The sequence below is a fragment of the Bacillus sp. HNG genome, assembly GCF_003400205.1.
Taxonomy (GTDB): Bacteria; Bacillota; Bacilli; order Bacillales; family Bacillaceae_L; genus Ferdinandcohnia.
Map to the genome: position 1 here is coordinate 14,306 of NZ_QUQV01000024.1, position 16,765 is coordinate 31,070.

Genomic DNA, 16,765 nt, shown 5'->3' on the forward strand with positions numbered 1-16,765 from the left:
TTCAATTTCCTGCGGGAAAAGCGAGGCCAGGGGAGACCCTGCAGGAGCAATTAATGTTCGAAGCCTAAAAGCGCCACATCCTGTGGCAACGGCTTCGTGACCTACATCATGTAGGCCCGAGGAGGCTCCCGGACCGCCCGCGGAAAGCAAGTGCCAGTAGCGGAAATCAACTGCTCTACACTAGTAAATGGGGTGAATAAATGAAAGTACTAATCGTTGGTCGTGGTGGTCGTGAACATACGCTGGCCTGGAAGATTGCCCGTAGTCCTAAAGTAGAAACAGTTTATGCTGCACCAGGTAATCCAGGTATGCAGGATATTGCTACCCTAGTCAATATCGATGAAAATGATTTTGAAAATCTAATTGAGTTTGTGAAGAAAGAACAAGTTGAACTTACCCTTGTCGGTCCGGAGGTTCCATTAATCAATGGGATTGTCAATCGATTTCAGGCAGAAGGCTTAGCTATTTTTGGACCAACAAAAGAAGCGGCTCAGCTTGAAGGTAGTAAATCGTTTGCGAAGGAAATTATGAAAAAATACAAGATTCCAACTGCTGAATACGAAACATTCACATCTTACGAAGATGCCAAACAATATATCCTAGAAAAAGGTGCCCCAATCGTAATTAAAGCGGATGGTCTAGCTGCCGGTAAAGGTGTGACAGTTGCTCTTACCTTAGATGAAGCCTTATCAAGCGTGTATGACATGCTTGAGGCGAATAAATTTGGAGAAGCAAGTGCTCAGGTTGTTATTGAGGAGTTTCTAGAAGGAGAAGAATTCTCATTAATGGCTTTTGTGGACGGAAAAAAGGCTTATCCAATGGTTATTTCGCAGGACCATAAGCGTGCCTTTGACAATGATGAAGGTCCTAACACCGGAGGAATGGGCGCCTATTCCCCTGTTCCGCAAATTTCAGAGGAAGTTGTTCAAACAGCGATTAAAACGATCATTAATCCAACTGTAAAAGCGATGGAAACTGAAGGAAGAAGCTTTACAGGCATTCTTTATGCGGGGTTAATTTTAACGGCAAATGGACCAAAGGTCATCGAATACAATGCTCGTTTTGGTGACCCTGAAACACAGGTAGTTCTTCCTCGTTTAGAGTCTGATCTTATTGATGTAATCAAAGGACTGCTTGAGCAAAAGGAGATTGCTCTTGAGTGGTCTAACCAAGCAACACTAGGTGTCGTGCTTGCTTCAAAAGGCTATCCAGAAAGCTATGAAAAAGGGGCAGTCATTGAAGGACTAAATAATATAGAGGAAAAAATCACCGTGTTCCATGCTGGAACAGATATCGTGAATGGCCAATTTGTTACGAATGGCGGAAGGGTTTTAACAGTAGTTGCAAGTGGTGAAAACCTTGAAGAAGCGCAAAATATCGTCTACCAGGAAGCAAGAAAAATCCAGTGCACAAATCTATTTTACCGAAAAGATATTGGGAATAAGGCTCTAGCTTATCGTGCAATGACCGATGCTAAAGCGCAATTCGTATAATTAACGCGTAATTACCCTAAATTCAAACGCAAAAAGGTAAGAGGGACGCCCTCTTACCTTGTTAAGATGGATTTACTGGAGGAAGCTGCTTTTGTGGCTCTGGCTCTTCTTGCTTTCTTTCAACATATTCATTAAAGAGAGCTGTAAGCGGGCAAAAACGGGTTATCCCCTCGGCGACCTTCATTCCCCCAAGCATTGCAACCACAATAAAACTCTCACGCCATGGGCGTTTAACCATTTTTGCTGTAGCCCATGCCAGCATCGTAAATCCACAAGTGATGCGAATTAACGCATTAATCATCCCGATATTTGGTTTCATTTGATAACCTCCTTACACATCTTTACAAATCAACTTAAAATTTTTACAAATTTTCACAAAGTCTTTAATGCAGTAAATCGATTAATATGGTACTATAATGTAAAGCGCTTCCATGGGGCTTTTAAGCTGAGATAGGAGAGATGGTTAATGGTTGGGCAACGTTACCGCTGGAAAAATAAGCAACTTCGAGAACATGTTGCTGTCATAGATGGAAAAAAATCACCAACGATTCTATTAAAAAATGTCACATACTTAAATCAACTATTAAGAAAATGGATTACCGCACATATTTGGATTTACCAGGATCGCATCGTGTATGTTGGTCAGCAGTTACCATCAAAACTCATCGACTGTGAAATTGTAGAGTGTGATGGGAAATTCGTTGTGCCAGGTTATATTGAACCTCATGCACATTCTTTTCATTTATATAATCCCCACTCATTTGCTCAATATGCATCCCAAACAGGGACAACAACAATCATCAATGACAACTTAGTACTAGCGTTACAAACGACAAAAAAGAAAGCGTTTTCTTTTATAGAAGAAATGAAGAAACTTCCTGTCACCATGTACTGGTGGTGCCGATATGACCCTCAGACTGAAATTCATCATGAGGAACAAGCTTTTTCGAATGGGAATGTACTAAGCTGGATTGAGCATGACTCTGTTGTTCAAGGTGGAGAATTGACAGGATGGCCAAAGCTACTTGATGGCGATGACCTTATGCTACATTGGATTCAAGAAACGAAAAGGATTGGAAAAAAGGTCGAAGGACACTTTCCGGGAGCTTCGGAAAAAACTTTAGCAAAATTGATGCTATTAGGTGCTGATAGCGATCATGAATCAATGACAGGAACCGACGTGTTAAATCGTCTACTACAAGGGTACACCACTTCGCTACGCTACTCATCGATTCGTCCGGACCTACCCAAGATTTTAGACGAAATTCATGAAATGGGCATTGATCAGTATGATCATTTCATCTTCACGACCGATGGTTCGCCACCTGCGTTTTACGAGCAGGGAATCATTGATTATATGATTAAAATTGCCATCGAGAAAGGCGTTCCCATTATCGATGCGTACAATATGGCGACGATTAATGTGGCAAGACATTATAATATCGAGAATCTCCATGGTATGATTGCAACGGGAAGAATCGCAAACCTCAATATTTTATCTGCAAAAGACAATCCGACTCCTGAATCCGTTCTTTCTAAAGGAGTTTGGTTGAAACGAGATAATAAAGACCAGAATGCGTTTCCGGAATTTCCATGGAAGAGCGAAGGTTTTTCAAATCTTGCTACAAACTGGGAGTTAACGTTAGATGATCTCCAATTTTCCATGCCATTTGGAATGAAGATGGAAAATGCAGTGATAATGAAGCCATATTCCATTTCCATCGATGCGTCTTATGATGAGATTTCAATGGATCATGATGAGAGCTTCCTGATGCTTGTGGACAGAGAAGGAAAATGGCGTGTAAATACAATTGTAAAAGGTTTTGCGAACCGTATTTCAGGATTTGCAAGTTCTTTTTCAAATACGGGTGATTTTGTATTAATTGGTAAAAATAAAAAGGATATGCTTCTTGCCTTTAATCGAATGAAAGAAATGGGCGGTGGTATTGTTTTAACGGAGGGTGGTACCATACTACACGAAATCCCGTTAGATATAGGTGGAGTGACATCATCAAAATCGGTAATAGAATTAAGCTCGCTTGAAAAAGAATTTGTTCGTTTAGTGCGGGAACGCGGATATCGTCATAGTGATCCAATCTATACATTAACGTTTTTATCGTCTACCCATTTGCCATATATTCGCATCACACCTCAAGGGATTTATGATGTCATGAATAAAATAGTACTCTTTCCGTCAATAATGCGTTAAAATATAAAAGGATTTATCAAAATACGCTAAGGCGCTTGTGATTTAATCTTAACAAAGGTTGTGTGCTCGATAATGAAAAAGACTTTATACATTCTAGGAATTGCCCTATTACTTCTATCCGCAGCATGTAGTAATAAAGAAGAAGCTTCAAAACAGCAGGATGAGCATGAACCAAAACAAACCGAGCCGGTTGCTAAAGAAGGACCAAGCCAAGAGTTTGAACATGTTTTCCCATTAACGGGGATGGAGACAAATGATGACGTAAACAATCGTCCGTTTGCGGTAATGGTTAATAATCATCCGCAAGCAAGGCCCCAATCCGGTTTACACATGGCAGATGTTGTCTATGAAGTGTTAGCTGAGGGCGATGTTACGCGCTTCCTCGCGGTGTTCCAAAGTGAAAAACCCGAAATTATTGGACCTGTTCGTAGTGCGAGAGATTATTATATTGAGTTGAGCAAAGGCTTTGATGCCCTATATGTAGCACATGGATGGAGTCCTGAGGCCCAACAAATATTGAACAGCGGCAAGGTCGACAACATAAATGGTATGGTCTATGATGGTAGTCTGTTTTGGAGAGCTGACCATAATGTTGCTCCCCATAACTCATATATTTCCTTTGAAAATATCGTAAAAGGGGCAGATAAACAAGGATATTCAATGGAAGAAGAGGTTCCAAGCTTTGTATTTTTATCTGAAGACGAAGTAAATGGAATTGAAGGAACACAAGCTGAACATGTTCGAGTGTCCTATTCATCAAGAGATATTTTTGCTGCTGTCTATGATTATAATCAAGAAAAAGGCAAGTATGAGCGTTATAGTGGTGGCGATCAAACAGTGGACCGAGAAACGAATACGCCAGTGCTACTCGATAATGTGTTAATTGTTGAAATGAATCATCGCCTTATTGATGATTATGGTAGACGTGCCATCGATGTGACCTCTGGAGGTAAAGGCTATTTACTTCAAAAAGGTAAAGCGCAAGAAATCGAATGGAGAAATGTTGATGGACGAATTGTTCCTTTTGTGAATGGCAAAGAACAAGGTTTTGTTCCAGGAAAAACGTGGATTAATATTATTCCAACATCACCAGGAATCGCAGGCGCCGTTTCGTTTGGTAATTAGTAGAAGAACATCTTAAAAAGGGAGATACAATCTATATGCAAATTGATAAATTACGTGGGAAAGAACTTGATCAATTATTTAATGCAGTCCTTTCACTAAAAGATCTTGAAGAGTGCTATCGATTCTTTGATGATTTATGTACTGTAAATGAAATTCAATCATTGGCTCAACGCCTTGAAGTTGCAAGAATGCTTCAAGAGGGTAACACGTACCATAAGATTGAAACGGAAACAGGAGCTAGTACAGCAACGATTTCTCGTGTCAAGCGATGCTTGAACTATGGGAATGATGCCTATCAAATGGCATTAGACCGTGTAAAAGAAGTGGAAAAACAATAAAGATAGGGAAGTCGGAACCTTGGGGTTTCGGCTTTTTTCTTTTATAACTAGAAGGGTATAAGAGGTTTTTTTTGCTTTTGTTAAGGTATTTTCGATATTATTCAAATAAGCTGTTATATTTGGAGAATAATTACCAAATTGATGAAAATTTCAGTGCATAAGTGAGGATTATAACAAGGGTATTACCGTTTTTATCCAAAAGTATGGTGATATTTGATGTTTAAGTTAAGGGTATTGCCAGTATTAACCAAAAGTGTAGTCATATTTGATGTTTAAGTTAAGGGTATTACCAACAATATCCAAAGGCGTGTTCATAAACATTGTTTAAGACAAGGGTGTTACCAGCATTATCCAAAAGTCGTATCTAATAATGTTTTTCTCCTGAAAATCACCCATAAAAACTCATTTTTAATGAAATACACCTAGGTATTAATAGATGCGTGTAGTTTTGTTATAATGGAGGAATGGAATGATGAATGGAGGATCTTCATGTATGATTTTAGAGAATGGAGACATGTTTTTAAGCTGGATCCGAATAAGGAAATCAGCGAGGAACATTTAGATGCAATTTGTGAATCTGGTACAGATGCGATTATCGTGGGCGGAACTGACGGAGTGACACTAGACAATGTCCTTCAGCTAATGTCTCGAATCCGACGCTATACTGTCCCTGTGGTTTTAGAAATTTCGAACATAGAGTCAGTCACACCTGGCTTTGATTTATATTTTATTCCAACTGTTTTGAATTGCAGCGACACAAGATGGATGATGGGCCTGCACCATGAGGCAGTTAAGGAATATGGAGATGTTATGAATTGGGATGAAATGATTATGCAGGGATACTGCATCCTCAACGAAGACTGCAAGGCTGCTAAGCAAACGGGTGCCAATACAGCCTTAAGCAAGGATGATATTGTAGCCTATGCGACAATGGCGGAAAAAATGTTTTCGCTCCCTATTTTTTACCTAGAATATAGCGGGACCTATGGCGATAAGGATATCGTCGAGTCCGTTAAAAATAACCTACAAACAACAAAACTGTTTTATGGCGGTGGGATCAAGACACCTGAACAGGCAAAAGAAATGGCCGAGCGAGCAGACACCGTTGTCGTTGGAAATATTATTTATGAAGATATAAATAAAGCCTTAAAAACAGTACATGCTGTTAAGGGATAAACGTGGAAATTTAGTTAAAAATCGGCTAAAATAGAACGTATGTACGATATAACTTTATTCAGATGGAGTTATCTCCCTCTGAATAAAGTTATAGCCTCCGGCGGATGCCTCAGATTTTTTAGTGGAAGTTTTTTGAGCGAGCTCAAAAAAATCTGGGCGCAAATACGCCAAGGCGTATTTGATTATAGGACGGTGAAGAAATTGCAATTTATCAGCAATAAATTATTAGCAGGATTAAACGAACAACAGCAAGAAGCTGTTAAAGCAACTGATGGTCCACTCCTAATAATGGCAGGTGCGGGAAGTGGAAAGACACGGGTTCTGACACACCGTATTGCATATTTAATGGTGGAAAAGCAAGTAGCGCCTTGGAATATTTTAGCGATTACCTTCACAAACAAGGCAGCAAGAGAAATGAAGGAGCGTGTTCAAGGGATCTTAGGCGGTGCAGCTGAGGACATTTGGATTTCAACGTTCCACTCTATGTGCGTTCGAATTTTACGAAGAGATATCGACCGTTTGGGGTTCAATCGTAATTTTTCAATTTTGGACACAACCGACCAGCTTTCGGTTATCAAAAATATTTTAAAAGAGAAAAACATCGATCCGAAGAAATTTGATCCACGTTCGATTCTGGGTACAATTAGCAGTGCCAAAAATGAATTGCAAACACCTGAGGACTATGAGAAAACAGCGGGTGGTATGTACGAGCAAATCGTAAGTGATGTCTATAAGTTGTATCAAAAAAGACTTCGCAAAAACCAGGCACTCGATTTTGATGACCTCATTATGACGACGATTCAACTTTTCAAGCGGGTTCCGGAAGTGCTCGAATTCTATCAACGTAAGTTTCAATATATTCATGTGGACGAGTATCAGGATACAAACCGCGCCCAGTATATCCTTGTTAAGCTCCTTGCATCACGTTTTAAGAACTTATGTGTAGTAGGTGATTCTGATCAGTCAATCTATCGTTGGCGTGGCGCGGATATTGCCAATATCCTTTCATTTGAAAAAGACTACAAAAATGCAAAAGTGATTCTTCTTGAACAAAATTATCGTTCAACGCAACGAATCCTAAAGGCCGCAAACAAAGTCATTCAAAACAATATGAATCGTAAAGCAAAAAATCTTTGGACTGAAAATGATGAAGGGAATAAGATTTTTTATTACCGTGCGGACAGCGAGTCAGGAGAAGCCCAGTTTGTGGCAGGAAAAATACGTGAGCTTGTAGATGGCGGAAAACGTTCCTATAAAGATATCGCGATTTTATATCGAACCAACGCACAATCCCGTGTAATGGAGGAAGTTTTACTCAAATCAAATATCAACTACCAAATCGTCGGTGGTATTAAGTTCTATGACCGCAAAGAAATCAAGGATATTTTGGCGTACTTACGCGTTATTGCAAATCCAGATGATGATATTAGTTTAACGAGAATTATTAATGTGCCGAAGCGTGGAATTGGTGCGACCTCTATTGATAAAATTGCTAACTATGCAATTGCCCAGGACCTTTCTATTTTCCAAGCATTGCAAGAGGTTGAGCAAATTGGTTTAAGCGCGAAAATAACCAATTCGTTACGTGAGTTTCGCGATTTAATTAATAATTGGGACCAAATGCAGGATTATTTATCAGTGACTGAATTGGTTGAAAGTGTGTTAGAGAAAACCGGTTACTTAGAAGCATTAAAGACAGAAAAAACACTTGAATCTCAAAGTCGAATCGAAAACATCGAAGAATTTTTATCTGTTACCCAAAATTTTGAGAAGGCAAACGATGATAAGAGCCTCGTGGCGTTCTTAACCGATTTAGCATTGGTAGCAGACATTGATAAGCTTGAAGAAGATGAAAATGATAAAAATAATGCAGTTGTTCTCATGACCTTGCACTCAGCAAAAGGACTTGAGTTCCCAGTTGTCTTTTTAATGGGAATGGAAGAAGGAGTATTTCCACACAGTCGCTCCCTAATGGAAGAGGCTGAAATGGAGGAAGAGCGCCGACTTGCTTATGTAGGGATCACAAGGGCAGAAGAAGAGCTATATATATCGAATGCTCAAATGAGAACTTTATATGGTCGGACTTCAATGAATCCTGTATCACGATTTATTGCGGAAATTCCGGAAGATCTTCTTGAAGATTTGGGGGCACAACGTAAACAGCAAATGCGTACTCCGTTTTCCTCCTCATCTTCACCTACTAGACAACCTGAACGAAGAGTTTTCTCAAAACCAATTGCACAGTCAACGGGTGGAGATGAAATAGGCTGGAAGGTTGGCGACAAGGCTGAACATAAAAAATGGGGAATTGGTACGGTTGTTAGTGTAAAAGGAGAAGGGGAATCAAAGGAATTGGACATTGCATTCCCTAGTCCAACAGGAATCAAACGATTGCTTGCAAAATTTGCTCCAATTACAAAGTCTTAACTTTAAACAGCAAAAGTCCTAAACTTCTGCTGATTAAAATTAAAGCCTCCGGCGGATGCCACAGATTTTCAAAGGAAACTTTTCGAGCAAGCTCGAAAAAATCTGGGCGCAAATACGCCAAGGCGAATTTGATGAAAGAGAGGATAGGGTGAATGGACACAACAGCAGCACAAACCAGAGTTCATGAACTACATGAGCTTTTAAATCAGTACAATTATGAATACCACGTGTTGGATAAGCCTTCTGTACCGGATGCGGAATATGATCGGTTAATGCGGGAATTGATTCAGCTTGAGGAGGATTTTCCGGAATTGAAGACGGGGGATTCTCCTACAGTCCGCGTCGGTGGACAGGTTCTTGAATCCTTTCAAAAAGTAGAGCATCGTATTCCGATGCTAAGTCTAGGAAATGCCTTCAATGAGCAGGATTTACGTGATTTTGACCGTCGTGCCAGACAGGCAGTTGGTGATTCAATTTCCTATGTGTGTGAGCTAAAGATTGATGGTCTTGCAGTGTCACTTCGCTATGAACAAGGGCGCTTTGTCCAAGGGTCAACACGTGGTGATGGAACAATTGGAGAAGACATTACCGTTAACTTAAAGACCATTCGTTCTATTCCTCTTCGTTTAAAGAAGCCACTTGATATTGAGGTGCGCGGGGAGGCGTTCATGCCTAGAAAGTCATTTGAAAAGCTAAATGCTGCAAAACTTGAAAACGAGGAGGAACCATTTGCTAATCCACGGAATGCAGCAGCAGGTTCATTAAGGCAGCTTGACCCAAAAACTGCCGCAAGTCGGAATCTCGATATCTTTTTATATGCTATTGCGGACACTACGAATTTAGGCGTTGATTCACATAGTGAAGGGCTTGATATGCTTGATGAAGTAGGCTTTAAAACAAATCCAGAACGCAGAAAATGTGCGACTATCGAGGAAGTTCTTGAATACATCTCAGAATGGACAGAAAAGCGTCCATCCCTTGCGTATGATATTGATGGAATTGTAATAAAGGTTGATTCATTCGACCAACAGGATGAGCTCGGTTTTACAGCAAAAAGTCCACGTTGGGCGATCGCCTATAAGTTTCCGGCAGAAGAGGTTGTTACAAAATTAATTGATATCGAATTAAGTGTGGGGAGAACGGGAGTCATTACGCCAACAGCCATCTTAGAGCCTGTTCGTGTTGCGGGTACAACTGTTCAGCGGGCATCCCTTCATAATGAGGATTTAATCCGGGAAAAGGATATCCGAATTGGGGACTATGTTGTTGTGAAAAAAGCGGGAGACATCATTCCGGAGGTTGTGAATGTTCTTGTTGAAAAACGGAGTGGTGAAGAGCTAGAATTCTTCATGCCGACACATTGTCCTGACTGTGATAGTGAGTTAGTCCGCTTAGACGAAGAGGTCGCTTTACGCTGTATTAACCCGAAATGCCCTGCCCAGATTAGGGAAGGCTTGATTCATTTCGTATCTCGTAATGCGATGAATATTGACGGTCTAGGAGAAAAGGTTATTTCACAATTGTTTGATGAAAAATTAATCACCGATGTAGCTGATATCTACACATTGACAAAGGAACAGCTAATCAATCTTGAGCGTATGGGTGAAAAATCAGCTGATAACTTGCTAGCGGCTATTGAGGTATCGAAATCAAATTCTTTAGAAAAGCTTTTATTTGGTTTAGGAATTCGCCATGTCGGGGCAAAGGCTGCAAAGACCTTGGCACAGCATTTTGAAACAATGGAGAAGCTACAAATTTCAACTCGGGAAGAACTGACATCCATTAACGAAATTGGTGAAAAAATGGCAGATGCAGTTGTCACCTATTTCGAGCAACCAGAGGTTCATGAACTTTTGAATGAACTGCGTGAATATGGAATAAATATGGAGTATAAAGGCCCTAAGCTTGTATCAGTGGAGGATAGTGATTCCTACTTTGCTGGAAAGACCATCGTCCTCACAGGTAAGCTTGAGCAATTAACTAGAAATGAAGCAAAGGCAGAAATTGAGGCCCTTGGAGGAAAAGTGACAGGTAGCGTAAGTAAAAGCACAGATCTTTTAGTTGCAGGTGAAGCAGCAGGATCAAAGCTTACAAAAGCGCAAGACTTGCAAATTGAGATTTGGGACGAGGACAGACTGGTACAAGAACTAAGGAAGTAAGAGGTGTTCGAACGTGAGAAACCTATACATTCTAGGTTTGGCGATGCTGCTTCTTTTATCTGGATGTGCACCGAAATTTGGACAAGAGACAGAGGTCGTTCAGGATTCAGACAAAAAAGCGGAAAAGGCGATTATACCTAGATATAATATTTCAGATTCCTACTATAAGGCGGTCATCCCTTATAAAACAGGCAAAGCACGAGGGATTGTCTCAGCATATATTAACAATCGTTTGGATATTGATGAATTTGAGACGGGGTTGATGCGAATCGCTCAGGATTCATTCCCATCGGATAAATACTTTTTTCAGGAAGGTCAGTATTTAGAAAAAAATACGGTACAAGATTGGTTAAAAAGAAAACGATCCGATGCTCAGCAAAAAGCGTATGAAGTGGCAAAAAACCCGAAAAACCCAAAAACATTGCCAAACGAAGGGCTAAACCCGATTTTTGATACATCAAATGAGGATCCTGGATATGAAGCGGCGATGCAGAAGAGCCCGATTTATATTGGGGCAATTACGGAGCAGAATTATTTAATTAAAAATAACGAGGATAAATTAGAGGTTGGCGGGATTATGATTGGGATAGGGATGAACTCTCATCACTATTATAATCTCCCAGCCGCGATGGGTGGCTATCCAAGAGATATAAAAATTTCAGATACTGATATTGAAAGAGAAGGTAAAAAAGCAGCCGAGGAGATTATTAACCGAATTCGAACCCAAAAAGAATATGAAAGTATTCGCGATATTCCTATCGTGGTTGCATTATTTAAACAGGAGGCGGCTAGTTCCGTTGCTCCGGGTAATTTTATAATGAAGGCAAAAGTAGACGCGAATTCCTCCAAAATAGGGAAATGGGAAACGATTAATGAAAAGTATTACTTCTTCCCATCAAACGATGCAAAAAGCAATTATCCTGAGGATGCCTTAATGGTCCAAAACTTTTCAGATGCAATTGCAGATTTTTTCCCGAATTTCACAGCAGTTGTCGGAAAAGGCTTTTACAAGGATGAAGAATTAAAGGAGCTAACGTTAACCATTCCGATGCAATTCTATGGAAAAGCCGAGGTAATAGGATTTACACAATATGTAACAGGCCTCATTATGGAGCACTTTGATAACTATATATCACTTCAGGTTTATATCGAATCTGAAAGTGGTGCAGAAAGTGTCATCGTTCGGGATGCAGGTGAAAGTGAACCGATTGTCCATGTTTATAATTAAACTATGAAACAAGATCTACCCATTTGCGGTAGGTCTTGTTTTTTCGTTTTGTAGTCGTCATTTATTGAAACTACTCGAAAATTATCGAATTACCATAAGGGCAGAATATCATTTGAAGAAAGCGCTTTATTTTAGTAGAATGATATTGTTACATTTTAAGACTATAAGGGAGGCGGAGTAGAATGGTAGTACCATATAAACATGAACCATTTACGAATTTTTCAATTGATGAAAATAAGAAAGCGTTTGAGGCCGGCCTTAAAACTGTTGAAGCATATTTAGGCAATGATTATGATTTAATCATTGGTGGTGAACGCATTTCAACCGAAGATAAAATCGTCTCTGTTAATCCTGCAAACAAGGAAGAGGTTGTGGGTCGAGTTTCAAAAGCTAATCGCGAGTTAGCTGAAAAGGCCATGCAGGTTGCGTTTGAAACTTTCCAAACATGGAGAAAATCAAGCCCAGAAATGCGTGCTAATATTCTTTTTAAAGCTGCAGCGATTGTACGTCGTCGCAAACATGAGTTTTCTGCAATTCTTGTAAAAGAAGCGGGTAAACCATGGAATGAAGCGGACGCAGATACTGCAGAAGCAATTGACTTCATGGAGTACTATGGACGTCAAATGTTGAAATTAAAGGATGGCATTCCAGTAGAAAGCCGTCCAATTGAGCATAATCGTTTTACCTACATCCCACTAGGTGTTGGGGTTGTCATATCGCCTTGGAACTTCGCATTTGCAATTATGGCGGGCATGACAACGGCTGCCTTAGTTTCAGGTAACACGGTATTACTTAAACCAGCTAGTACAACTCCAGTTATTGCTGCGAAATTCATGGAGGTTCTTGAAGAAGCAGGATTACCTGCAGGGGTTGTTAACTATATCCCAGGAAGTGGTTCTGAAGTTGGTGACTACTTAGTTGATCACGCGAAAACTCGCTTTATTAGTTTTACAGGTTCACGTGATGTTGGTCTACGAATCTACGAGCGAGCTGCTAAATTAAATGAAGGCCAAATCTGGTTAAAACGCGTCATTGCTGAGATGGGCGGTAAGGATACCATTGTTGTTGATAAGGAAGCAGATTTAGAACTTGCGGCTAGATCAATTGTTGCATCTGCATTTGGATTCTCTGGACAAAAATGTTCAGCATGTTCACGAGCAGTTGTAGTGGAAGATGTATATGATGAGGTTCTAAATCGTGCAGTTGAGTTAACAAAAGAATTAACAGTAGGTGACCCTACACAAAAGGCAACATATATGGGACCTGTAAATGACCAAGGTGCGTATGACAAGATTATGGGCTATGTTGAAATTGGAAAGAACGAAGGGAAACTTCTTCATGGCGGAGAAGGGGACGACTCTAAAGGCTGGTTCATCCAACCAACAATCTTCGCTGATGTAGCCGAGGATGCGCGCATTATGAAAGAGGAAATCTTTGGCCCTGTTGTGGCATTCTGTAAAGCACGGGATTTCGATCATGCCATTGACATTGCAAATAACACAGAGTATGGACTAACAGGTGCAGTGATCTCAAACAACCGAGCTAATATCGAAAAAGCAAAGGAAGATTTCCACGTGGGTAATCTTTACTTCAATCGTGGATGTACTGGTGCCATTGTTGGCTATCAACCATTTGGTGGCTTCAATATGTCTGGAACTGACTCAAAAGCAGGAGGCCCAGACTACCTAATCCTGCATATGCAAGCAAAAACAACTTCAGAAATGCTGTAAAAATGAAACTCCCACTCTTATCGTAGAGTGGGAGTTATTTAAATAGGGACTCACTTGCTTATTCTGTATCCTCTTCTGCTCCATCTTCTGTTTCTGTTTGATCGGTTTGTTCTGTATCTGGCTGCTCTTGATCAGTATCAGTGTCTTCACTGCTACATGCTGTCATTAAGAAAATTGCTAGTAGGGATGCTCCAATTTTAAACATTAGGTTTTTTTTCATTGGTTACTCTACCTCCAGATAATATAAGTATTTTTTTGATTGGCTGACCAAGCTGCCAATCTAGATACAATATACAACAGACAATCCAGTAAAAGACTTGTTTTACAGTAAATATACAAACTATTTACATTTTATAGAAAATGATAATGAAAACGTCATTGAAACTGGTAGGAATGTCTCTTGACTGAATGAGAGCAAACAAAAAAGGCGTGGAAAATTTCCGCGCCGGTTCTAGCTGTTTTTAATGGTGATGATGCCCTTTTTTCGGATTTGTGATCACAAATTGTTCTTCAGGAACGTAGAAAAATTGGATCCAAATGCCATCTAAAAATTCTGCATCCCTCGTATCAAGAAGGACCTCAACACCTTTATCGGTTTTAACAATTTCGTCGTGCTCCGTTGGGTTATCAAATTGAAGGGCATAATGGGCGTGGTTACCATGATGTTCTGTGATAATAACACGAAGCATTTTTCCTTCTGATTCGTCACTTTCGAGCATTTTCTGCATTACTTTTGCCGCATTACGATTAATTTTTACGTTCATCCTGATTCTCCCATTTCCAATTTAAAATTTTATACTACTTATTTTCTCAGTATTTCTGAAAAATAACAAATATATAGCTTTTTTTAGAAAAAAGCTCAATTTAATTTTATTAGTTTTCATGAATAGATATTAGATTATTAGATTTATATTGCAAATTTAATCTAAAAACATGAATAATTATACATAAGTAATTTGGATTCTAAAAATTCAATCTGTTCAGTAAAAGATATTGTGTTACGATTAATTGGTGATTTTTGTGATGTGCAGTTATTATCGAAAAGTAGGAATTATCATGAAATTGTATATAGCTGCATAAGGATAGAAAAAAACAAGAAGAGGGGTGAAAGTGTGGAATATGGTTTAACAGGTGCCACCTGGTTTTGGTTGTTCGTGCCAATGCTTTCGTTAATCGTATTATCAGCAATCACATTATTTACTGACAAAGGAGAGGATGTCTAAACATGGATATTAATCCACAAACGTTAACAGCCATTATTATTTATCTTGTAGGGATGCTAGTCATTGGTATTCTGGCTGCAAGAATGACAAAAAATCTAACAGACTATGTACTAGGAGGAAGACGACTAGGTGCTGGAGTTGCTGCATTAAGTGCTGGATCGTCTGATATGAGTAGTTGGCTCATGCTTGGTTTGCCTGGTGCATTGTATGCTAGTGGAATGGGCGAAATTTGGCTTGCCGTTGGTTTATCGATAGGTGCTTACTTGAACTGGCAATTTATTGCGAAGCCATTCCGAGTGTATACAGAGGTATCAAAGGGCTCGATTACGGTACCCGATTATTTTGAGAACCGATTCCGTGACAATTCAAAACTTCTACGTGTTATTTCCGCGGTTGTTATCTTAGTGTTTTTTACCTTCTATACTTCTGCAAGTCTTGTCGGTGGAGCAATTCTTTTAGAAAGCTCATTTAAGATGGACTATGAACTCGCCTTATGGGTTGGGGCCGGTGTTATCCTTTCCTATACATTCTTTGGTGGTTTCTTAGCTGCAAGCTGGACCGATTTTGTTCAAGGGATCTTGATGTTCTTAGCATTAATCATTATTCCGATTGTCACTATCTTTGAATTAGGTGGATGGGGAGAGACAGTAAATAAGATTGGGGCCATTGATCCAGCTTATTTAGATGTCATGTCTGGAGCGACGACATTAGGGATTATTTCACTGTTAGCATGGGGCCTAGGTTATTTTGGGCAGCCACATATTATTGTTCGATTTATGGGGATTAAGTCAACAAAAGAAATTCCGAAAGCTCGTTTTATCGGGATGACATGGATGGTCTTATCATTATTTGGTGCAATCTTTATTGGTTTTACAGGTATTGCGTACTTTGCTGATACCCCACTAGATAATGCAGAGACGGTATTCATCGTATTTTCGCAAGTATTATTTAACCCATGGGTGGCTGGATTCTTATTAGCTGCGATTCTTGCAGCGATCATGAGTACAGTTGATTCTCAATTGCTTGTTTCTTCAAGTGCCCTGACACAGGACTTCTATAAAGCAATCTTTAAAAAGAATGCGGGTCCAAAAGAAGAAATGTGGGTTGGTAGAATTGCTGTTCTTGTGATTGCCGTAGTTGCTATTTTCCTAGGTTATGATCGTGATAGTAAAATATTAGATTTGGTGGGTTATGCATGGGCAGGGTTTGGAGCTGCATTTGGTCCTGTTATCATTCTCTCCCTATTCTGGAAACGGATGAATCGTTGGGGAGCGTTAGCCGGAATGATCGTAGGAGCAGTTACAGTCGTTGTCTGGAGTATTCTTTCTACACCTAAATTGAATGAGGCTGGAGAGGTTATAAAAGAAGCCGTCATTCCATTTAGCTTGTATGAAATCGTTCCAGGTTTCCTACTTGCCCTAGTTTCGATTATCGTCGTCAGCTTAGTTACAAAAGCACCATCTCAAGAAATCCAAGATGAATTTGACGAGGTAAAAGATAAACTGAAAAACGCATAGACTGAGTTGAAAATCCCTCATAGTATTATGAGGGATTTTTGAGTTATGGTTGAAAGATGACTGATGTATAAGATAGTCTGGCGAGGAAATTAAGGTCGTGAGTCAAAATGTGAGGCTGAATTGGACAGTTCTTTGAGAAA

13 protein-coding genes are annotated in these 16,765 nt (G+C 39.8%); 10 read left to right on the top strand and 3 right to left on the bottom strand.

The window, feature by feature from the left end; genetic code table 11:
* The first annotated feature begins 200 nt into the window (after positions 1-200).
* Positions 201-1,493, top strand: coding sequence for a phosphoribosylamine--glycine ligase (gene purD, locus DZB84_RS22885; protein WP_116354616.1), 1,293 nt, complete (start codon positions 201-203; stop codon positions 1,491-1,493).
* Positions 1,494-1,554: 61 nt separating this feature from the next.
* On the opposite strand, the gene DZB84_RS22890 is transcribed toward purD, so the two are convergent.
* A complete protein-coding gene (locus DZB84_RS22890; protein WP_116354617.1) occupies positions 1,555-1,812 on the bottom strand; it encodes a YgaP family membrane protein in 258 nt (85 codons plus the stop codon).
* A 147-nt stretch (positions 1,813-1,959) separates the two neighbouring features.
* Here DZB84_RS22890 and DZB84_RS22895 point away from each other — a divergent pair, with 147 nt between their 5' ends.
* From DZB84_RS22895 to pruA, 8 genes are all read left to right on the top strand, one after another.
* The gene (locus DZB84_RS22895) at positions 1,960-3,702 is read left to right on the top strand and encodes an adenine deaminase C-terminal domain-containing protein (RefSeq protein ID WP_116354618.1); all 1,743 of its coding nucleotides are present in this window, start codon (positions 1,960-1,962) and stop codon (positions 3,700-3,702) included.
* A gap of 72 nt (positions 3,703-3,774) precedes the next feature.
* Positions 3,775-4,827: a DUF3048 domain-containing protein gene (locus DZB84_RS22900; protein WP_116354619.1), complete on the top strand. Its 1,053-nt coding sequence runs from the start codon at positions 3,775-3,777 to the stop codon at positions 4,825-4,827.
* A gap of 35 nt (positions 4,828-4,862) precedes the next feature.
* Positions 4,863-5,165 carry a YerC/YecD family TrpR-related protein gene (locus DZB84_RS22905; protein WP_116354620.1) on the top strand — a complete coding sequence of 101 codons (303 nt, stop codon included), beginning with the start codon at positions 4,863-4,865 and terminating at the stop codon, positions 5,163-5,165.
* 489 nt (positions 5,166-5,654) lie between these two features.
* The gene (pcrB, locus tag DZB84_RS22910; protein ID WP_116354621.1) at positions 5,655-6,341 is read left to right on the top strand and encodes a heptaprenylglyceryl phosphate synthase; all 687 of its coding nucleotides are present in this window, start codon (positions 5,655-5,657) and stop codon (positions 6,339-6,341) included.
* A gap of 201 nt (positions 6,342-6,542) precedes the next feature.
* Positions 6,543-8,768, top strand: coding sequence for a DNA helicase PcrA (pcrA, locus tag DZB84_RS22915; protein WP_116354622.1), 2,226 nt, complete (start codon positions 6,543-6,545; stop codon positions 8,766-8,768).
* Positions 8,769-8,920: 152 nt separating this feature from the next.
* Positions 8,921-10,927, top strand: coding sequence for an NAD-dependent DNA ligase LigA (gene ligA, locus DZB84_RS22920; RefSeq protein WP_116354623.1), 2,007 nt, complete (start codon positions 8,921-8,923; stop codon positions 10,925-10,927).
* Positions 10,928-10,940: 13 nt separating this feature from the next.
* Positions 10,941-12,155 (top strand): CamS family sex pheromone protein, encoded by a 1,215-nt coding sequence (locus DZB84_RS22925; RefSeq protein ID WP_116354624.1) that lies wholly within the window; start codon positions 10,941-10,943, stop codon positions 12,153-12,155.
* A 182-nt stretch (positions 12,156-12,337) separates the two neighbouring features.
* Positions 12,338-13,885, top strand: a complete 1,548-nt coding sequence (gene pruA, locus DZB84_RS22930) for an L-glutamate gamma-semialdehyde dehydrogenase (protein WP_116354625.1) — start codon at positions 12,338-12,340, stop codon at positions 13,883-13,885.
* 58 nt (positions 13,886-13,943) lie between these two features.
* Here the strand turns inward: pruA and DZB84_RS25085 are convergent, their stop codons facing one another.
* Together DZB84_RS25085 and DZB84_RS22935 are read right to left on the bottom strand one after the other, a co-directional pair.
* Positions 13,944-14,105 carry a hypothetical protein gene (locus DZB84_RS25085; RefSeq protein WP_189655346.1) on the bottom strand — a complete coding sequence of 54 codons (162 nt, stop codon included), beginning with the start codon at positions 14,103-14,105 and terminating at the stop codon, positions 13,944-13,946.
* Between the two features lie 241 nt (positions 14,106-14,346).
* On the bottom strand, positions 14,347-14,649 hold the full coding sequence (locus DZB84_RS22935) for an iron-sulfur cluster assembly accessory protein (RefSeq protein ID WP_116354626.1): 303 nt from the start codon (positions 14,647-14,649) through the stop codon (positions 14,347-14,349).
* 461 nt (positions 14,650-15,110) lie between these two features.
* Here DZB84_RS22935 and putP point away from each other — a divergent pair, with 461 nt between their 5' ends.
* Positions 15,111-16,625, top strand: coding sequence for a sodium/proline symporter PutP (gene putP / locus DZB84_RS22940; RefSeq protein WP_116354627.1), 1,515 nt, complete (start codon positions 15,111-15,113; stop codon positions 16,623-16,625).
* The last annotated feature ends 140 nt before the right edge of the window (positions 16,626-16,765 follow it).